This window comes from Nonomuraea sp. JJY05 (assembly GCF_043496855.1).
Classification (GTDB): Bacteria; Actinomycetota; Actinomycetes; order Streptosporangiales; family Streptosporangiaceae; genus Nonomuraea.
In genome coordinates this window covers 31,908-50,573 of the sequence record NZ_JBIEIS010000005.1, presented here as the reverse complement: position 1 = coordinate 50,573, position 18,666 = coordinate 31,908, and the positions used below count along the sequence as shown (strand labels likewise).

Annotated in this window: 14 protein-coding genes; 2 read left to right on the top strand and 12 right to left on the bottom strand. The window is 72.6% G+C overall.

Annotated elements, in window-relative coordinates:
* Window positions 1-23: 23 nt before the first annotated feature.
* The 10 genes from ACFKCF_RS08095 to ACFKCF_RS08050 form a co-directional block, all read right to left on the bottom strand.
* Complete coding sequence (locus ACFKCF_RS08095; protein ID WP_394492261.1) at window positions 24-2,498, bottom strand: PEP/pyruvate-binding domain-containing protein; 2,475 nt, start codon at window positions 2,496-2,498, stop codon at window positions 24-26.
* Between the two features lies 1 nt (window position 2,499).
* A complete protein-coding gene (locus ACFKCF_RS08090; RefSeq protein WP_394492260.1) occupies window positions 2,500-3,219 on the bottom strand; it encodes a TetR/AcrR family transcriptional regulator in 720 nt (239 codons plus the stop codon).
* Window positions 3,220-3,283: 64 nt separating this feature from the next.
* Entirely contained in the window at window positions 3,284-4,264 is a 981-nt protein-coding gene (locus ACFKCF_RS08085; protein WP_394492258.1) for a MerR family transcriptional regulator, read from the bottom strand.
* A gap of 34 nt (window positions 4,265-4,298) precedes the next feature.
* Window positions 4,299-5,216: an N-acetylglucosamine kinase gene (locus ACFKCF_RS08080; RefSeq protein ID WP_394492257.1), complete on the bottom strand. Its 918-nt coding sequence runs from the start codon at window positions 5,214-5,216 to the stop codon at window positions 4,299-4,301.
* Window positions 5,213-6,238, bottom strand: coding sequence for a hypothetical protein (locus ACFKCF_RS08075; RefSeq protein WP_394492255.1), 1,026 nt, complete (start codon window positions 6,236-6,238; stop codon window positions 5,213-5,215). Before ACFKCF_RS08075 ends, ACFKCF_RS08080 begins: the two co-directional genes overlap by 4 nt.
* Window positions 6,235-6,981: a sugar isomerase domain-containing protein gene (locus ACFKCF_RS08070; RefSeq protein WP_394492253.1), complete on the bottom strand. Its 747-nt coding sequence runs from the start codon at window positions 6,979-6,981 to the stop codon at window positions 6,235-6,237. The genes ACFKCF_RS08075 and ACFKCF_RS08070 overlap by 4 nt, the downstream gene beginning before the upstream one ends.
* Window positions 6,982-6,992: 11 nt before the next feature.
* A complete protein-coding gene (locus ACFKCF_RS08065) occupies window positions 6,993-7,796 on the bottom strand; it encodes a carbohydrate ABC transporter permease (RefSeq protein WP_394492251.1) in 804 nt (267 codons plus the stop codon).
* On the bottom strand, window positions 7,793-8,677 hold the full coding sequence (locus ACFKCF_RS08060) for a carbohydrate ABC transporter permease (protein WP_394492249.1): 885 nt from the start codon (window positions 8,675-8,677) through the stop codon (window positions 7,793-7,795). Before ACFKCF_RS08060 ends, ACFKCF_RS08065 begins: the two co-directional genes overlap by 4 nt.
* The gene (locus tag ACFKCF_RS08055; RefSeq protein WP_394492247.1) at window positions 8,668-9,900 is read right to left on the bottom strand and encodes an ABC transporter substrate-binding protein; all 1,233 of its coding nucleotides are present in this window, start codon (window positions 9,898-9,900) and stop codon (window positions 8,668-8,670) included. The genes ACFKCF_RS08060 and ACFKCF_RS08055 overlap by 10 nt, the downstream gene beginning before the upstream one ends.
* Before the next feature lie 9 nt (window positions 9,901-9,909).
* Window positions 9,910-10,773 (bottom strand): MurR/RpiR family transcriptional regulator, encoded by an 864-nt coding sequence (locus ACFKCF_RS08050; protein ID WP_394492245.1) that lies wholly within the window; start codon window positions 10,771-10,773, stop codon window positions 9,910-9,912.
* 112 nt (window positions 10,774-10,885) lie between these two features.
* Between ACFKCF_RS08050 and ACFKCF_RS08045 the strand changes: the two genes are divergently transcribed.
* The gene (locus ACFKCF_RS08045) at window positions 10,886-12,526 is read left to right on the top strand and encodes a bifunctional metallophosphatase/5'-nucleotidase (protein ID WP_394492243.1); all 1,641 of its coding nucleotides are present in this window, start codon (window positions 10,886-10,888) and stop codon (window positions 12,524-12,526) included.
* Here the strand turns inward: ACFKCF_RS08045 and ACFKCF_RS08040 are convergent.
* Complete coding sequence (locus ACFKCF_RS08040) at window positions 12,510-12,938, bottom strand: DUF6463 family protein (protein ID WP_394492241.1); 429 nt, start codon at window positions 12,936-12,938, stop codon at window positions 12,510-12,512. The genes ACFKCF_RS08045 and ACFKCF_RS08040 overlap by 17 nt on opposite strands.
* 81 nt (window positions 12,939-13,019) lie before the next feature.
* Here ACFKCF_RS08040 and ACFKCF_RS08035 point away from each other — a divergent pair, with 81 nt between their 5' ends.
* Window positions 13,020-13,580, top strand: a complete 561-nt coding sequence (locus ACFKCF_RS08035; RefSeq protein ID WP_394492239.1) for a TetR/AcrR family transcriptional regulator — start codon at window positions 13,020-13,022, stop codon at window positions 13,578-13,580.
* A gap of 45 nt (window positions 13,581-13,625) precedes the next feature.
* Here ACFKCF_RS08035 and ACFKCF_RS08030 read toward each other — a convergent pair whose 3' ends face one another.
* Window positions 13,626-18,581, bottom strand: a complete 4,956-nt coding sequence (locus ACFKCF_RS08030; protein WP_394492237.1) for a tetratricopeptide repeat protein — start codon at window positions 18,579-18,581, stop codon at window positions 13,626-13,628.
* Window positions 18,582-18,666 lie beyond the last annotated feature (85 nt).

Below are 18,666 nucleotides of genomic sequence, written 5' to 3'. Positions count from 1 at the left end.
GCGGCCGACTTGGCGGAGACTTTTCACGCCAGCAACTCGACCGTGCCCCGCTCGCCGTCCACCCTGATCCGGTCGCCGTCGTGCAGGCGCATGGTGGCGTTGCCGGTGCCGACCACGGCGGGGATGCCCAGCTCGCGCGCCACGATCGAGGCGTGCGACAGCGGCGCGCCCATATCGGTCACCACGGCCGCCGCGCGGGGGAACATCGGGGTCCAGCCCACGTTCGTGAGCGTCGTGACGAGGATCTCGCCCGGCTTGAGCCGGTCGCCCTCCTCGGGCCCCGAGATCACCCGGGCGATGCCCTCGACGACGCCGGGGGCGCCGGGGAAGCCCTTCACGGTGTCGCTCACCGGCACGACCGTGCCGCGCGCGTCGTAGACGTCGGCCCGCCGGGCGGGGTCGGCGGCCCAGCGCACGGGGTCGAAGTGGCCGACGATCAGCGCGGGGTAGAGCGGCAGGGCGGCGTACTGCTCGTAGGTGGCCCGCCGCACCGGCACCCGCTCCAGCGCGGACGGGTCGCCCCGCAGCAGGGCGAGCAGCTCGTCCAGGTAGAGGAAGAACACGTCGTCGCCCTGGCCCGACAGCTCCCCCGCCCGTACGGCGAAGGCCCGCAGCACCCAGAACGCCCGCATGTTCTCCGAGCGCGTGGACTCGCGGTCCCGCACGACGGCGTTCCAGCGCTGGACCCTGGCGCGCATCTTGGCCTCCTGGCGCGGATGGCGCTCGGCGAAGCGCGCCCACGCCTCCTCCCTGGCCTTGCGCTGCCGCGCGAGCAGCGCCTCGGTGTCGGCCCGCAGGTCACGCAGGCCCGCGAGCTGGGCGTCGATCCAGCCGTCGTCCTCGCCGGGCCGCGGGATCGACACCTCGAACTCGTGGGGGCCGCGATGTCCGTACGTGCGGGCGAACTCGTCCCTGGTGATCTCCCCGCGCGCCAGCCTGGACAGGCCCATGACCGGGCCCAGGCTGGCCAGCTCGCCGTCGGTGTTGACGCCGGTCAGCATGGCCTCGGCGTCGACCTCGCCCATCATCTTGCGCAGCCGGTCACGGGTCCACACCAGGGTGGCGCCGCCCTGGCGGCCGGCGGCCTCCAGCATGCGGCAGGAGGTGACCAGGTGGGGCTTGATCTCGCGTTCCCACAGCTCGGCCAGCTCGGGGCCCGACCCGGTGGCGGCGATCGTGGCGCGCAGCTCCTCGCAGCGCCGCTGCGAGGTGGCCAGGAACGCGCGCATGCCCTTGAGGTTGGTACGCACGCGGCGCTGGATGCCGATCGCCATGGGCAGGACGCGTTTGATGATCTCCCAGCGCGACACCGGCACCATCGGCACGCCGAGCCCCGGCGGCAGCTTGCCGAAGACCTGCTCGACCGCGCTCAGCCTGCCGCTCATGCCCAGGGCCCTCGCGATGGAGTGGACGACGCTCAGGTTCATGTAGAAGCGGCCGCCGATGTTGCCGACCAGGTCGAAGCCGGGCAGGGCCGAGGCGGACATGGCCTCATGGATGAACAGCCGCACGAACGACCACGTCATGGGCGTCATCACGTCGGGGATGGCCTCGCCCAGGTTGCCGCCGGTCCACAGGTATTCGCCCTTGAGGCTGTCGTTCCACTCCTCGACCTGCGGCTTGATGCCGGTGATCGGGCGGGCCTGGACGATGGCGAACCTCCCGTCGCGCCTGGCCCACTCGACGTCCATCGGCATGCCGTACAGGCTCTGGATGCGCGCGCCGATCGCGGCCAGCTCCACGGCCTGGGCGGCGTCGAGCACGGCCGCGCGCCGCAGCTCCTCCGGGACGGGCTGCTCGCGGGTGCCGTCGGGGGTGCGGACGGTCATGACCGTCTTGTCGCTCACCTGCTCCTGGGTCACGGCGCCGCCGGACACGACGATCGTGTCGGGGGTGACCTGGCCGCCGACGACCGCCTCGCCGAGCCCCCACGAGGCGTTGACGACGGTCGAGTCGCGGGCGCCGCTGATCGGGTCGGCGGTGAACATGATGCCGGCCGCGTCCGCGTCCACCAGCTCCTGGACCACCACGGCCAGCGCCACGTCGTCGTGGGGGACGCCGTTCTGGTCGCGGTAGGCGATGGCGCGCGGGTTCCACAGCGAGGCCCAGCAGCGCCTGACCGCGTCGAGCAGGGCGTCGCCCCTGATGTTGAGGTAGGTGTCCTGCTGGCCGGCGAACGACATGTCCGGCAGGTCCTCGGCGGTGGCGGACGAGCGCACGGCCACCGGCACGTCGTCGCCGAGCGCCTCGTACGCCCGGCGGATCTCCGCGGCGAGCTCGGCGGGCATGTCGTGGGCGGCGAACAGCGTGCGCGGGTCCTCCGCGTGCGGGAGCTCGTCGCGGAAAGCCGACACGAACGCCCGGTAGGCCTCGGTCGTGATGTGGAACCCGGCGGGGACGGGCAGCCCCGCCCTGGTCAGCCTGGCCAGGGACGCGCCTTTGCCGCCGACGGTCGCGAGGTCGGCCGCCGCGTCGTCGAGAGGGAGTACGGCCTTCACGTCACACGCTCCTTTGAGCCTTTTGCGTCCCGCCCATGGAGGCCGCCAGCCGCTGCTCGGCGATCTCCTGCGTGGCGGAGAGGAAGTCGATGGTGGCCCGCGCGACGGCGTCCGCGTCGTCGCCGGACAGGGGGCGGCCCGTGCTCAAGGCCCGGTCGATGGTGTCGGCCACCAGGAACGCGATCCGGTCGTCCTCCTTGGGCAGGCCGTCCGGCACGAACAGGAACCCGTACAGGACGGCGTTGGCCACCATGGCGTGCTCGCCCGGCTCCGCGCGCACCGCGCCCAGCCTGACCAGCTCGGCCACGTACGCCTCCAGGGGCGCGCCCATCGTCGGCGACAGGCCCGCCTGCTGCTTCTGGCGGGTGAACTTGCCCAGCAGCTCCGAATCGCCCCGCATGAGCGCCTGGAGCAGCGGCCTGCGCAGCAGCACGCGCGCGTAACCGCCGTACAGCTCGGCCAGCGTGGCCGGGGCGCCCTGGCGGACCTCGGCCAGCATGAGCACCCGCTCGCGGCGCAGCAACGCGGCGAAGAGCTCGTCGCGCGTCTTCCAGTGCAGGTAAATGGTGCCCTTGGCGACGCCTGCCGCCTTGGCCACGTCGTCGATCGTGGTCTTGCCGTAGCCCCAGCGCAGGATCAGATCGGCGGCGGCGTCGAGGATCCGGTGGCCCCGCTCCAGTTGCCGGGCCGGGTCCTGCGGCGGCCGTCCTACCTTGACCATCCGTCTCACCTCATTTGTTTGACCAGATGAGACTAATCGGTCATTTAATTAATGACAAGTTCACTCAGTGGTGGTCGAGAGCCGCGGCGATCCACTCGTAGGGCACGGGGACCTCGTCCTCGCGCGGCGTCCCGTTGACGGCGGCCACCAGCGACAGGTACCTGCCGAACCGGGACGTCTCGTGCGCGGCGCGCCGGAGTTCGGCCTGGTGGAGGTCCTTGGCGACCAGGAGGTTGGCGGCCAGCCGGCGCCGGAACTCGACGGTGTCGTGCTGTCCGGCGGTCTCGGCGATCGCGGCCAGGAAACGGCCGGCGATGTCCCGGGCCTGCGGGGAGTCCGCGGGCAGCCCGGCCCGTTGCGCCGCCTGGGCCTCCCTGATGACCGCCGCCCCCTGCTCGATCGAGCCCAGCGTCGCCGGCGCGGTCATGAGGCGGCCCTGGTCGGTGGAGTAGGTCTCGTGGAGGTGCTCGCGGACCGAGCGGCGGAAGTCGTCGTCCCGTACCAGGTCGGCCAGCTCGATCCAGGCTTCGAGCTGCTCGGTGGTGGGCTCCTCCGGCAGGTTCGGCCGCAGCTCGCGCAGCCGCTCGACGAAGGCGGGGTGGACGTCGAGGCCGTCGCTGACCTCGTTCCAGAACCGGTCCACGAGCCGGTCACGGTCGTCGTCGGACATGGACACCAGCTTGTGCATGAGGCTCACCTGCTCGGCCTGGCTGTGCTGTCTCACGATGGTGCGCAGGACGGCCCGCCTGGCCCGCAGGCGACGTTCCTGGCGCTCGACGAGCGCGAGATGGGCCGTGGCGAGATCGTGCGGCGTCAGCTCGCCGGCCAGTACCTGGCGGATGTCGTCGAGGCCGGCGTCCAGCTCGCGCAGGGTGCGGACGAGCTCCAGCCTGGCGACGGCCTGGATGTCGTAGAGCCGGTACCCGGCGTCCGTGTGGCCGGTGGGCGCGATGATCCCGGCGTCGGAGTAGAACCTGATGGCGCTGACGCTCAGGCCGGTGCGGCGCGCCACGTCCCCGATGGAGTAGAGCTCGTCGTCGTCCACGGCGTCCACTATGGGGTCTCAAGCAGGTTGAGACTCAACCCGTCGCCGTGAAGCGCGCGTGCGTGCCGAGGTCGCCCAGCCGGTCGAGCGCGGCCAGCCAGCTCGCCCCGGCCGCGCCGTCCCGCGCGGTGACCACCTCCCGGCCGGCCAGCAGTGCCATGACCGCCGCGCGTACCGGGCCGTCGGCGGCCAGCACGCCGCCCGCCAGCACGATCGGGCCCTCGCCGTGGACGCGGCCCGCCGTCGCCGCCAGCCGCCGCGCGGCCTCGCCGACGATCTCCGCCGCGCGCTCGTCCCCGGCCGCCGCCTCCGCCACGAGAGGCGACGCGGCCGCCACCAGCATCCGGTCGGCCTGTGCCAGCCGCACGATGCGGTCGGCGCGCCGCCGCGGCTCCCCCGCCACGCCGAAGTGCGCGCTGACCAGCTCCACCAGCAGCCCGTACGGCAGGCCGCGATCGAGCGCGCGGACGGCCTCGCGCACCCCGGCCCGGCCGATCCAGAACCCTCCGCCCTCGTCGCCGAGCAGCCAGCCGAGCCCGTCGGCGACGGCCGCCACCGCGCGAGCGGAGAAGCGGGCGGCCACCGCCCCCGTCCCGGCGAGCAGCAGCGTGCCGGAGGGCGCCGGGGTGCCGGCCGCGTAGGCGACGTCCACGTCACCCACCAGCCTGGGCGGTGCGGCGATGCCGCACGCGGTCCAGACGCGCCGCAGCACCGCGGCGAAGCCGTCGTCCGCGCCCGCCACCCCCGCCACCGAGGCGGCCACCAGCGAGGGGTCCAGGCCGTCGAGCGCGCGGCGCAGGGCCTGCTCGATCGCCGCCGCGGCCGCCGTTCCGCCGTGTGCGGCCGGGTTGCCCGGTCCGGCGGTGCCGTATCCGAGCCTGGTCCCGTCCGGCGCGTGGAGGGCGGCCCGGGTGGTGGTGCCGCCGGCGTCGACGCCGGCGAAGAGCATCATCGGACCAGCCTGGCCGCGCCCGGCGCGAGGGTGAAGGCCGGGCCGCAGGCCGCGTAGGAGCCGGTCGCCGGGTCGAAGGCCTCGGTGATCCCGTCGAGCGTGACCTCGACCGGCTCGTCGTAGCGGGCGTTGCAGACGAACCGCAGGCCCCCGCCGTAGCGGCCCACCAGGACGTCGCCGTCGTGGTCGGCCGACGTCCAGCCGGACAGCTCCGCCGCCACCGGGCGCAGCCAGCGGGTGTTGAGGTCGCGCACCATGCCGTAGCGCTCGGTCGGCACGCCGTCCCCGTCGACGAGCGCCGGCTGGAAGCCCTCGCCGCGGGCGGGGTCGGGCGTCCAGTAGGTGAAGTACTGGATGCCGGTGTAGCCGTAGGCGAGCGCGGTGTTGACCTGCCAGGCCAGCTCGGCGGCCGTCGGCTCGCGGTGCCCGTCGTAGGCCAGCGTCTGCACGTACATCCAGGCGGGCAGGCCGGCCTGGCGCGCGTGCTCGCGCACGGTCGCCAGGTCGGCGAAGTAGCCCTCGTCGAAGCCCTCGGCCAGGAACGGGTAGCGGTCGAAGGAGAGCACGTCGGGGCGGACGATCCTGGCGAACTCCCCCACGTACGCGTCGTACGGGCCGGTGGCGTGGCTCGGGAAGAGGTTGGCGTAGGCGAAGGCGCCGGCCGCGCGCACGGCGGCGACCCCGGCCGCCACCCTCGCGAACTGCTCGGGGTGCGGCTCGTCCATGAGGCCGACGCCGCGGAAGGAGCGGAACGGGCGGTAGTCGCCGACCACCCGCCCGAGCAGCGGCGCGGGGTCCACGTCCAGGTCGCGCATGAGCACGTCCACGCGCGGGTCGGAGGCGACCAGCACGCCGAGCCCCGCCTCCTCGGCGCAGGCCAGCGCGTGCCGCAGGATGACGCGGTCGTTGAGGTAGTTGCCGGTGATGACCAGGTCGATGCCGGCGTCGGCGATCTCCCGGTAACGGGCGGGCGTCGTCTCGTGGGGCGGCGGCGGCCAGAAGGCGGCGATCGTCAGATTCACAGCGCTCCGGTCCTGATCCGCCCGGCGTAGCGGGCCACGAGGGCGTCATTGTGCGCGTCGGCGCCGGGGATGTTGGCCGACAGGTAGACCGGGGGGACCGTTCCATCCGCTTGGAGCAGGCCGATCGCCTCGGCGACCATCAGCTGCACGGCCAGCGCCGAGGTGATCGAGGAGATGCCGCAGACCGGGCCGTGCTCGGTCGGCAGGACGGCGTCGCCGTACGGGGCGAGGTTGTCGATCACGAGGTCCGCCAGCTCGAACAGCCGCTCCCCCGACGGATGGCGCGAGGTGATGGCGCCGGAGTGGGCCAGGGAGGTGATCGCGATCAGCGGCAGGCCGCGCTCCTTGACGAGCCGGGCCATCTCCACGGTCGAGCCGTTGCCGCCCGAGTTGGAGGCGATGACGAAGACGTCGGACTTCTCGATCGCGTGCAGGGCCAGCACCTGGTGCGCGGTGCCCGGGTCGCGCTCGGCCAGCGGGTCGAACTCGCCGGGGTCGGCCGAGCCCAGCACCACCGGGTCGCGCAGGGTGAGCCGGTTGGTCGGGATGAGACCGCCCGCCCGGCCCGCCACCTCCAGCGCCACCGCCTCCGAGTGCCCCGTCCCGTACGCGTGCACGACGCCGCCGGCGCGCACGGTCGCGGCGATCAGCGCCCCCGCCTGCCTGATGGCGGACAGCTGGCCGGTCACGAGCCGGTCCAGGCGGGAGCGCGCCTCGTCGGCGAAGGCCATCACAAGATCCATGGACTGTTTCCTCAACGGTTCATGCCGGCGGTCAGCCCGGCGACGATCTGGCGCGTGGCCAGGACGAAGAGCACGACCAGGGGGATCGTCGTCATCACCAGGCCGGCGAAGAGCGTCCCCCAGTCGTTCTGGAACTGGCCGAAGAAGTGGGTGAGGCCGACCGGCAGGGTCAGCTTGCTCTCGTCCCGCATCAGGACCAGGGGGTAGAAGAAGTCATTCCAGATCGGCACGAACTGGAAGACCACCACCGTCGCGAGCGCGGGCCGGACCAGCGGCAGCATCACGTGCCAGAAGGTCGCGAACGGCCCGGCCCCGTCCAGGGCCGCGGCCTCGTCCAGCTCCTGCGGCAGCTGGCGGAAGAAGGCGGTCAGCACGAAGACGTTGAACGGCACCGACCCGGCCGCGTAGACCAGCACCAGCCCGGCCAGCGAGTCCACCAGCCCCATGCTCTCCAGCAGGTAGAACAGCGGCAGCACGCCCAGGTGGGCGGGCAGCGTCATGCCGGAGACGAAGTAGGCGGCGAACATGCTCCGGCCGCGGAACTCCCTGCGGCCCAGCGGGTACGCGGCCAGCAGCGAGACCGCGGCGCCCAGCAGCACCGCGCAGACCACGACGACCGCCGAGTTGACCACGTAGGTGGAGAACGACGCCTCCGTCCACGCCTTGACGTAGTTGCCGAGCCCGGTGGGCGGGCCGAGCGGCTGGTCGAAGATCTCGCTGGTGGGCCGGAACGAGCTGAGCACCATGACGAGCAGGGGCGCCATGGAGAAGGCGGCGTAGCCCCAGAGCAGGACCTTGATCGCCGCCGCCCTCACGCCTTCCTCCTCAGGACCCGCTCGAGCAGCAGCGTCGAGCCGAAGATGAAGGTGAACATGAAGACCGCCAGCGCCGAGGAGGTGCCCAGGGCGTTGACGTCGCCCGAGGCGAAGGCGGTCCGGTAGAACAGCAGGCCGAGCACGTCCGTCGCGCCCGCCGGGGCGCCGTTGGAGCCGCCGAGCGCGTAGGCCAGGGCGAAGGTGCCCATGCTGCCGATGAAGCTGAGGATCGTGACAGTGGCCATGGCCGGCTTGAGCAGCGGCAGCGTGATGCGCCAGAACACCTGCCAGGAGCCTGCGCCGTCGGTCCTGGCGGCCTCGCCGTACTCCTGGGGGATGCCGCCGAGGGCGGCGCTGAACAGCAGCATCGGAAAGCCCACCCACTGCCAGGTGGTGATCACGATGACGGTCGGCAGCGCGGTGTCCGGGTCGCCCAGCCACGGCATCGCCAGGCCGAGCGGCTCGAGGAACGCGTTGACCGGGCCGAAGGCGGGGCTGAGCAGCAGCGTCCACAGGTAGCCGATGACCAGGGGGTTGACCAGGTACGGCAGGGCGAACATGGTCTGCAGCGCCCGCTTGCCGCGCCGGACGCGGGACAGCGCGAGCGCGAAGGCCAGGCCCAGCGTGTTCTGCACCAGCATGGTGCCCGCGAAGAGCAGGAAGTTGTGCCCCAGCGCCGGCAGCAGCTGGTCGAGGAAGGCGCCCGACAGCAGGCCGGCGTAGTTGCCCAGCCCGGCGAAGTCGCCGCGCAGCGTGCCCTTCCAGGAGAAGAAGCTGTAGGTCAGGCCGGTGAACAGCGGGTATACCACGAAGACCGAGTAGAGGAGGAAGGCGGGGATCAGGAACAGGTACGACGATCCCCGCCGCGTGCCTAGAGCCATGTGGACACGCTCTTGTCGAGCCGCTCGGCCGCTTCCTCGGCGGTGATCCGGCCCAGCAGCATCTCCTGCAGCGCCTTGGAGAACACGGCGGCCGAGGAGGGGTTGCCGTAGGCGAACTCGTTCATGAAGTAGGTAGCGCCGTGCTCGCCGAAGGTGGCGGCCACCTCGCCGAGCAGGGGGTCCTTGGGCGTGACGCCGGGCACGGCGGAGAAGGTGCGCACGGTGTCGGTGTAGAGCCGGCCGTAGTCCTTGGAGGCCAGCCAGGCGGCGAACTTCAGCGCCTCGGCCTTGTGCCGGGTCTTGACGTTGACGCCGTAGGAGCCGTCGGTGAAGCCGGGCATGAGGCCCTGGCCTTCCGGCGCGGGCGGCGTGAAGACGCCCAGCTGGACGCCCTTGGCGTTCTCGCTGAAGAAGTTCAGCTCCCACAGGCCGCCGGGGAACATGGCCGCCTTGCCGGAGGAGAACAGGATCTGCGCGTCGGTGTAGGAGACGCCGGCGGCGTTCTCGGGGAAGTACGGCTTGAGCTTGTTGAGCTGGTCGATGCCCTCGACGAAGCGCGGGTCGGCGAACTTCTTCCGCTTGGCCTTGACGGCGTCGAGGAACTCGTCGCCGCCCCAGTGGGCGGTGCCGAAGATGCTCGCCACGATCGGCAGCATCCAGTCGTCCTTGCCGCCGAAGGCGAACGGGATGACGCCCTTGGCCTTGAGCTTCTGGGCGGAGGAGATCATCTCGTCGTAGGTCTTGGGCGGGGTGACGCCGTTGTCGGCGAAGATCTTCTTGTTGTAGATCACCTGCAGGGTCTGCACGGCGAACGGCACGCCGTACACCTTGCCGTCCTTGTCGCCCTTGGCGGCGCGCAGGACGCCCTCGTCGAAGCCCGCCAGGCCTGGCACGTCCTTGGTGTCGAGCGGGAGGAGCCGTCCGGCCTCGACGAGCGGCTGCAGCTGGGCTCCGGCGCGCAGCCAGGCCAGGTCGGGGCCGCTGTCGCCGGCCAGGCCGGTGGACAGGATCGTGTCGTACTCGGTGGCGGTGGTGAAGGAGCGGGCGTCGACGTCGACGCCCGGGTTGAGCTTCTCGTACTCGGCGAACATCTTGTCGTAGTTGGCCTCGGGACCCCACCCCCAGACCGAGAGGGTGACCTTGCCCTCGGCGGCACGGGTGGTGGTCGAAGGGGCACAGGCGGTGACGGCTATCGCCAGCGCGACAGCGGCGGCGAGGCGCATGGGGGGCTCCTAGCGTGGGGGCAGGCGGTGCTTGGCGACCGCGTCGGTGGCGGCGGTCAGCAGCTGGTTGCTGGTCTCATGGGTGCGCTGGACGACGCCGATGTAGAGGCAGTCCAGGACGAGCATCTGGGTGTGGCGGGCGGCCACCCCGCCGGCGCGGAAGGGGGTGTCCTGGGCGGCGGTGGTGAGGACGATGTCGGCGGCCTCGGCCAGCGGGCTGCGGGGGAAGTTGGTGACCGCGATCGTGGTGGCGCCGCGCTCTTTGGCGATGGTCAGCGGCTCGACGACCTCGGCCGTGGTGCCCGAGTGGGAGATGCCGAGCGCCACGTCGTGGCCGTCGCGCGCGTTGGCGCTGCAGACGGCGCTGTGCACGTCGGTCCACAGCGCGCCCGGCCGGCCGACGGCGTGCAACCGCAGGTGCAGGTCCATGGCCACGCCGGCGCTTCCGGCCACCGCGAAGAAGTCGATGAACCTGGCGCGCACCAGGGCGGAGACCGCCCGGTCCACCGCCTCGAGGTCGAGCTGGGCCGCCGTCTCCTCCATCGCGCGCATGTCGCTGGCCAGCAGGCTGCGCAGCACCAGGCTCGCGGGGTCATCCGGCGAGAAGGCGATCAGGCTCTGCTCGCGCGGGGCCGCGTCGTTGCGGCCGAGCTCGGCCGCCAGCGCCAGCCTGAGCTCCGGGTAGCCGGCCAGGCCCAGCTCGCGGCAGAAGCGGGTCACGGTGGTCAGCGAGGTGCCGCACCGCTCCGCCAGCTCGCCGATGGTCGAGGCGGCCACGGCAGCGGGGTCCGCGAGGATCGTCTCGGCGATGCGCCGGTGGGTCGCGGTGAGGGTGGGCTCGACCCCCCGGATTCTGGCCAGGATCGGTGACATGGGAGGAACCATCCCGCTTTACGGCATGCATGTCAATAGTTCACATTGAACTGGCGATGTTAGAAAATTTCCCCCTTGTGTGATCTATTGGGAGTATGTCACTTTCGAGGCCATGCGGAACTTCCTCCTGGCGCTGGTGCTCGGGAGCGCCGGCCTGCTGCCCACCCGCGCCGACGCGGTGGACATCCAGTTACTGGCCTTCAACGACTTCCACTCCGGCTTCCCGACCAGCTTCGCCATGACACCGTCCGGGCCGGTCCCGGCGGGCGGCGCCGAGTACCTGGCCGCCCACATGGACCGGCTCCAGCGCGACAACCCCCACGGCACGCTGCGGCTCGCGGCCGGCGACAACATCTCCTCCAGCACCATGATCTCCACCGCCCTGCACGACGAGCCGGGCATCCAGGCGCTCAACCTGATGCGCCTGGACGCCTCCAGCGTCGGCAACCACGAGTTCGACGAGGGCCTGGCGGAGTTCCGCCGGATGGAGAACGGCGGCTGCCACCCGATCGAAGGGTGCGCGCTCCCCGGCTTCAAGGGCGCCGGCTTCCCCTACCTGGGCGCCAACATCGTCGACACCACCACCGGCAAGCCCGCGATGACCCCCTACATCGTGAAGGAGGTCAAGGGCGTCAAGGTCGGCATCATCGGCGTCAGCTACAAGAACACGCTGAACGAGGCCCCCGGCCCCACCGCGCCGCTGGAGGGACGCGACGAGGCCGAGGCGGTCAACACCTACACGGCCGAGCTCAAGGCCAAGGGGGTGCGGACCATCGTGGTGCTGATCCACCAGGGCGGCGGCCAGACCGGCGGCGGCCTGCCCAACCAGTGCAACAACCTGGCCGGGCCGATCAAGGACATCGTGCAGAGGTTCGACCCGGAGGTCGACGCGGTGATCTCCGGGCACACCCACAACGCGTACAACTGCGTGATCAACGGCATCCCGGTCACCCAGACCTCCGGCCACACGCGCGAGCTCACCAGGGTCGCCCTCACCGTCGACCGGGCGACCGGCAACCCGACCGCCTCCAAGGCCGAGAACATCACCGTCACCCACGACATCAAGCCCGACGGCCAGATCGCCGCCCTGCGCCGCAGGACCGACGAGCAGGGGCAGAAGCTGCTGGACCGGCCGGTCGGCCTGCTCGCCCGCGACCTGACCGCCCAGCGCAACGCCGCGGGTGAGTCCACCGTCGGCCACGCCCTGGCCGACGCCCGGCTCTTCGCCACCTCGGCCCCGGAGAACGGCGGCGCCCAGATCGCGATCCAGCCGCCCTACGGCGGCGGCATCGGCGGCGACCTGATCGTCAACCCCACCGGCAACGAGATGTCGAACCTGGTGACCCACGGCAAGGCGCTGCGCGTGCAGCCCTTCGCCAACATGCTCGTCACCATGACGCTCACCGGCGCCCAGCTGGAGCGGCTGCTGGAGCAGCAGTGGTGCGGCCAGGGGACCGCGCGCGTGCTCGGCGTCTCGCAGGGGCTCACCTACACCTACGACAACGCCAAGCCCGCCTGCGACCGGATCGACCCGGCCACCGTCAAGCTCAACGGGACCGTCGTCGACCCGGCCGCGAAGTACCGCCTGACCGCCAACTCCTTCATCGCGACCGGCGGCGACGGCTTCTCGGTGCTGACCGAGGGCACCGAGCGGGTGGAGAAGGTACGCGACATCGAGGCGTTCGAGTCCTACATCCGGGCGAAGAGCCCGCTGCAGGCCCCGGCCCTGGGCCGGGTCACCCGGGTGAACTAGAGCGGGCCCGCCGGGCCGCCACGACGATGAGCGCCCCGGAGACGGTCCCGGCGAAGAACGGGGACGGCACGAGGAGGACGCCGCCCAGCACACACCACGCCGCGACGCCCCAGCCGAGTCCGGCGGGTACCGCCACCCCTCGTCCTGCCAGGTGCCAGATCAGGCACCCCAGGAGGATCAGCGGGACGGCGAAGCCCCCCGGACCGGCCCAGAAGACGAGCTTGTTCTGCAGGGACTCCGCCGTCTGGGCACCGCCCGTGAATTCGAGCGGGACGGCCGCCCACGGCCCCCGGTCCACCCAGCCGGTGATGTCGCCCCAGGCGAAGAACGCCAGCAGGGACAGATGCCCTGCTCCCAGCACCAGCATGATCCCGCTCGCCCAGCGGAGCAGCCGCTTCCCGGAGTCCATCATGACACCTTTCTATGTTGGCCGACACAGGCTATATCGGCCAGCACATGCTCTGTCATCCGGCATGCCTGGTTAGATGGCCGCATGGCCACGCGACGTGACGAGAGGACTCAGGAGAGCCGCCGGCTGCTGGTGGCGGCCGCGGCCGAGCTCTTCGCCGAGAAGGGGTACCGGCAGACGAGCTTCATCGACATCGCCGACAAGGCCGGCATCAGCCGGGGTTCCATCCCCTGGCACTTCGGCAACAAGCTCGGCCTGTTGGAAGCGGTGGTCGACGACCAGCTCCAGACCATGTTGAGCGGCTTCCCGCCGCCCGCCGGCGATCCGCTCGACCAGGTCATGGGCTTCATCCGGGTGCCCGCCACGCGGCTGTTCATCACCCTGCTCGCCGAGGCCGTGGAGGCCGGCTCGCCGATCCGCGAGCACTACGCCCGGCTCCACGCCGCGCTGCGGCAGGGGGTGCTGGCCCGGACACCGGCGGACGCGCTGCCCCCGGGAACCGCCCCGGAGGCGTTCGCGGTCCTGCTGGTGGGGGCCGTCATCGGCGTCCACGCCCAGTGGCGGGTCGCCCCCGAGGCGGTGGACCTGGAGTCCGTCCAGGCCACGCTCCGCGCCCTGCTGCCGGTGGGCCTCGGGCACGTCTGACGTGGTCAGGCCCGCCGCCGGCCCCGGCGGCGGGCCTGACCAGGCTTATCCGATCTTGGCCAGCAGCGACGAGGCCGGGGAGGCGAAGGACGGGTCGCCGGTCTCCACCGCCGTCACCAGCAGCCGCCGGGCCAGCTCCAGGTCGCCCCGCGCGTACCTGATCTCCCCCATCCGGCAGGCGGCCTCGGCCACCAGGTCGGCCTGCTCGGTCAGCCCCAGCGTGAGCTCGTAGTACCGCAGGGCGCCGTCGTGGTCGCCGAGCCAGTAGCACAGCTCGCCCAGGTGCGCCGCGGCCAGCCCCGACTCGCTGTCCCCCGCGTCGATGACCCGCTGGTACCAGGTGAGCGCCTCGGGGAAGTCCCGGTTCCGCTTGGCCAGCGCGCCCAGGTACATCGCCGCGAGCGCGCTGTAGTGCCCCTCGGCCTCCTCGACGCCCCGCAGGTACCACTGGCGGGCGCGTTCCTCGTCCTCCTCGTGGTATGTCTGCCCCAGCGCGATCATCGCCCGGGCCGCGAGGTCGGCGTCGCCGGCGTCGATCACCCGCCGGTACGCCTCCCGCCCCTCCTCCACCAGCCCGGCCCCGATCAGCGTCTGCGCCAGCGTGGCCACCGCGATGGGCTCGCCCCCGGCGGCCGCCTCCCGCAACGTGTCCAGGGACGCCTCGGTGTCCCCGCGGCTGCCCTGCAGCATGCCGAGCAGGCTCCCGAACACCCCGCGGACGGGGCTGTCGGCGTCGGCCGCCGCCCGCCGCGCGACGTCGAAGAACGCGTCGGCGTCCTCCTCGTCGTCGAGCAGTTCGAGCAGCCTGCCGCCGGCGATGAACCGTACGTCCGCGTCGTCGTCCCGGCTGAGCCGTTCGTAGATCGCCCGCGCCTCGGCGTGCTCGCCCAGCCCGGCCAGCCGGTCGGCGATGTCCAGCTCGGTGAACGTCCCCCGCCCGGCCAGCTCGAAGTACGCCCGTACGGCGCCCGGGTCCTCGCACTGCCCGCCCAGCTCGCTTGCCACGCCCGCGGCCTCGTCGCCCATCAGCCGCAGGATCCGCACGGCCAGGTCGTGCTCGCCGCGGTCGCACGCCTGGTGGGCGAGCACGCGCAGGTTGCCCGCCGCGACCTCGGAGCCGGCGCCCGCGGCGGCCGCGAACGCCCGGGCGGCCCCCATGTGGTCGTCCTCCTCGTACAGCCAGATGCCGAGCTGCACGCCGCCCCGGTCCACCGCGTCGGGGGCGCCGGACTCGATGGCCAGCCGCACCTCCCGGACGGCGCCGGCCGGGTCGCCCAGCCCGCGCAGGGCCTTGGCGAGGTCCACGCGGATGCCGGGCGACGTGCCGGGGAAGCCGGTCTCCACGCCCCGCGCGTACATGAGGGCCGCGTTCTCCAGGTCGTCGCGCGCCTTGTACGCGTCGCCCCACGCCCAGTAGCCCATCGACACGGTCTCGGGGTCGCCGGTGCCGACGGCCCGCTCGGCCTCCTCCACCACGGCGTCGTGGTCCTCCACGAGGAGCAGGTGGGCGATCAGGTGGTTCAGGCTCTCGAGGTCCCCGGCCGCCGCCCCGGCGGTCAGCGCCTCGCGTACGCCATCGGTGTCGCCCCGCGTGTTGAGGAGGTCGGCCAGCACGACGGCGGTGGCGGGCATCGCGGCGCGGGCGGCCTCGATCGCCCCGTCGAGGTCGCCGCGGCGGTGGCGGAGGATGGCGATGTTGCGCCAGGCCATCTCGGCCGTCCGCGGGTGTCCGGTGGCGGGCAGGGTGCTCAGCTCGGCCCGGCAGTGGTGGCCGCGCTCGGCGAGGACCACGCCGAGGTCCACCGCGGCCTGCGCGGCGAGGTCGGGCTCGCCCAGCTCGGCGACCACCCGGCACAGCGCCGCGGCCGCGTGCTCGTCGGCCAGCCCGCGGGCCCGTTCAAGGGTCTCGGTGAGGGGTTCGCGCCGATCCTGCGGGGCCGCCGCGGCCACCAGGCGGCGTACGGCCTTCGCGTCGTCCTCGTTGAGCGCGAGCAGCACCTCGGCCATCAGCTCCGACCCCGCGAACTCGGTCAGCGCCGCGACCGCCCCCTCCCGGTCGCCGTCGTCGGCCAGCACCCATCCGCGTTCCTTGGCCGAGGCCGTGCCGAGCCGGACGCGGGCGACGGCCGTGAACCATTCGTCGTCGTCCCGGGCGACGACCCGTTCGTAGGCGGAGCGGGCGTACTCGTCGTCGCCCGCTTCGGCCAGCGTCCGGCCCGCCCACATCAGCGCACCGGACGCGGACTCGGGGTCGGCGGCCACGGCCCGCTCGAACGCCTCCCGCGCCCCCGCCACGTCGCCCGTCCTGGCCAGCAGCTCCCCGAGCAGCTGTTCCTCGAACGTGTCGCCCGAGCCGGGCGTCAGGAGGGACAGGGCGGCGCCCAGGTCGCCGTGGTCGCGGAGAATGACGGCGAACTTGAGCCGCCCGGCCGCGCCGAACTCCTCCGTCATCAGCTCGCCGGCCTCCTGCGCCGCTCCGCTCGCCACGAGCACCTCGGCGAGCCGCACGGTCGCGTCCTTCCTGCGCGCCTCGTTCAGCTCCCCGAGCGCCCCCCGGTAGGCGGCGGCCGCTTCGACCAGCAACCCGAGCTCCTGCCGCACCTGGCCGATGTCGCGCAGCGTCATGGCGGCCAGGCGCTCGTTGTCGCCCTCGGCGACCCGCTCCCACGCCTCCAGCGCCCCGCGCTTGTCCCCTGCCTCGTTCCGCAGGGCGCCGAGGTAGCAGCCCGCCTCCTGCCGGTAGTTGGGGTGCCCGGCGTCGAGTACCAGCGAGAGCGCCGCGTCGGCGGCGGCGATCTCGCCGCGCCGCTGCCAGGCGTGCGCGCTCTCCATGGCCAGCATGCTCACCAGGAACGCGTTGCCCTCGTCGTCGATCTCCGCCAGTGCCTCGGCGGCGGCGTCGAGATCCCGGTCGAGCAGGAACCGGGCGAAACGTCCCATCTCCTCCGGCTCCCCCGTCGCCAGGTCGAAGGCCGCCCGCGCGGCGGCGAGGTCGTCGACCCGCACCCGGTGCAGCCCGAGCAGCCACGCGCCGCGCGAGCGGTCGTCCGCGGAGGTCTCCTCCTCGATCTGCCTCTCGTGCAGCCGGCAGACGGCCAGCAGGTCGCCCTGCCGCTCCAGCACCGTGAGCAGCGAGGCGGCCGCCTCGCTCCGCAGCCCGCGGTTGCCGCCGTCCAGGGCCGCCGTGTACGCGGCCCGCGCCTCGCCCAGGTCGTGCTCCGCGACGAGCCCGCCCAGCGCATAGCCCACCCACGGCGCCAGCACCGGATGGCCCTCCGCCGTGGCCCGGCGCAGCAGCTCGAGCGACGCCTCCTCGTCGGACAGCACCTCCTTGCAGATCACCGCCGTGTACGACAACGCCAGCGGGTCCCCGCTCTCGGCCGCCGACTCGAACAGCTTGGCCGCGTCCGACAGGTCGTACCCGATCGAGGCCAGCACCTGGCCGAACACGGCGGCCCCGATCGCGGCGACGGCGGGATCCGGATGGTCCATGGCCGCGCGGTAGCGAGCCAGCCCCTCCTCCCTGCCCAGCCGCTGGTGGTCGAGCATCGCCCCCAGCACGGGGTGCGGTTCCTCGCCCGACTCGCGCAGCAGGTGCAGCAGGAAGGTCGCGCTGAAGCCCTGGAGCACGTCGTCGCCCTCGGCCACGTACGCGAGCAGCTCGTCGGCCTGCTCCCGGTCGCCCTCGCCGATCTCCAGCTGGGCCAGCGTCGCCATGGCCCTGAGCGACTGCGTGGCCGCGCCCGAGTCGGCGGCCCCCTGCAGCAGCCGCCTGGCGCCGGCCACGTCACCGGCTTGCAGGCGGGCCAGCCCCTCGTCGGTGTCCTGGAGCGCCTGCTCCTCGACGGGGTCGGCCAGCGGCTGCTGCCTGGCGGCGTGCTCGATCAGCAGCGTGGCCTTGAACGCGGCGTCGGGGTCGTCGTGCCCGGTCGCGAACCGCGCCAGCTCCATGGCCTCGTCGTACACCTCCGGATGCTGGTCGAGCAGCAGGCCGAGCAGCGCGACGCAGATCGACGCCCACTCGTCCTCCCCCGCCTCCAGCACCGCGCGCAGCGCCGCCAGCGCCTCGGCCGTCTCGCCCGCCTCGACGTGCATCTGGGCCAGGCACGCCTGGGCCTGCACGACGTACTCGCGCTGCCCGCTGGCGATCACCCGGCGGAAGATCGCCTTGGTCTCCTCCACGTCGCCCAGCGACGCGGTCACCTTGGCCAGCTCGATCAGCGACGGCAACCGGAGGTCGGGCCTCGGGTCCTCGGCGGCCACGCGGTAGGCGGCGGCGGACTCGGCGTACTCTCCCAGGTCCACCAGCACCGCGCCGAGCAACTTGTGCGCCATGGCGAGGTGGTCGGGGTGCCCGACGGCGATGGCGTGCTCGCACACCTGCCTGGCCTGCTCGAACTCCTCCTCCTCGGCGTAGATCTGGTACAGCCGGAACGCCGACGACGACACCACGTCGGGGTCGCCGCAGGTCAGCAGCGCCCGGAAGTCGTCCTCATCCTCCGCCTCCTCATAGAGCTCGCGGGCCGTGGCCGGGTCCTGGAAGTGGAACTCGGGCAGCTCCAGCCGCGCGGCCAGCTCGGCCACCGCCGGGCTGTCACACCTGCGGGCCCGCTCCAGCGCCTCCTGCGCGCCCTCCACGTCGCCCAGCTGCGTGAGCACCAGCACCATCGCCGTGTCGGCGAGCGCGGCCACCTCGAAGTCGGCCCCGTCCGACGCGATCGTCAGCACCCGGTGCGCCGCCGGCCACTCCTTGGCCGCGACCAGCATCATGCCCATCGCGATGGCCGAACGCTGCCCGAACACGGGGTCGCCCGACTGGATCACCGACCTGTGCGCCGCCTCGGCGCCGTCCAGGTCCCCCTGCTCCTGCAGCAGACCCGCCAGCAGATGCGAGGCCTCCGGATCCCCTGTGGCCGCGATCTGCCTGAACAGCGCGGCGGCCTGGTCGAGATCTCCCGCTTTCCAGTGGCTCATGGCCGCGTCGAGCTGTTCTGACGCCATTGCTCACTCCAAAGTCATCCAACAATGTGAAAAAGCTACACATGTGTCACGTCCGTCACAGGTCATTTGTAGAGATGGCCGTGCG

What these genes read in the sequence shown, in the direction of transcription:
- ACFKCF_RS08070 (WP_394492253.1), bottom strand. Translation starts at nt 6,981, where the DNA reads ATGGATCTTGTGATGGCCTTCGCCGACGAGGCGCGCTCCCGCCTGGAC.
- ACFKCF_RS08080 (WP_394492257.1), bottom strand. Translation starts at nt 5,216, where the DNA reads ATGATGCTCTTCGCCGGCGTCGACGCCGGCGGCACCACCACCCGGGCC.
- ACFKCF_RS08045 (WP_394492243.1), top strand. Translation starts at nt 10,886, where the DNA reads ATGCGGAACTTCCTCCTGGCGCTGGTGCTCGGGAGCGCCGGCCTGCTG.
- ACFKCF_RS08050 (WP_394492245.1), bottom strand. Translation starts at nt 10,773, where the DNA reads ATGTCACCGATCCTGGCCAGAATCCGGGGGGTCGAGCCCACCCTCACC.
- ACFKCF_RS08090 (WP_394492260.1), bottom strand. Translation starts at nt 3,219, where the DNA reads ATGGTCAAGGTAGGACGGCCGCCGCAGGACCCGGCCCGGCAACTGGAG.
- ACFKCF_RS08060 (WP_394492249.1), bottom strand. Translation starts at nt 8,677, where the DNA reads ATGGCTCTAGGCACGCGGCGGGGATCGTCGTACCTGTTCCTGATCCCC.
- ACFKCF_RS08035 (WP_394492239.1), top strand. Translation starts at nt 13,020, where the DNA reads ATGGCCACGCGACGTGACGAGAGGACTCAGGAGAGCCGCCGGCTGCTG.
- ACFKCF_RS08055 (WP_394492247.1), bottom strand. Translation starts at nt 9,900, where the DNA reads ATGCGCCTCGCCGCCGCTGTCGCGCTGGCGATAGCCGTCACCGCCTGT.
- ACFKCF_RS08040 (WP_394492241.1), bottom strand. Translation starts at nt 12,938, where the DNA reads ATGATGGACTCCGGGAAGCGGCTGCTCCGCTGGGCGAGCGGGATCATG.
- ACFKCF_RS08030 (WP_394492237.1), bottom strand. Translation starts at nt 18,581, where the DNA reads ATGGCGTCAGAACAGCTCGACGCGGCCATGAGCCACTGGAAAGCGGGA.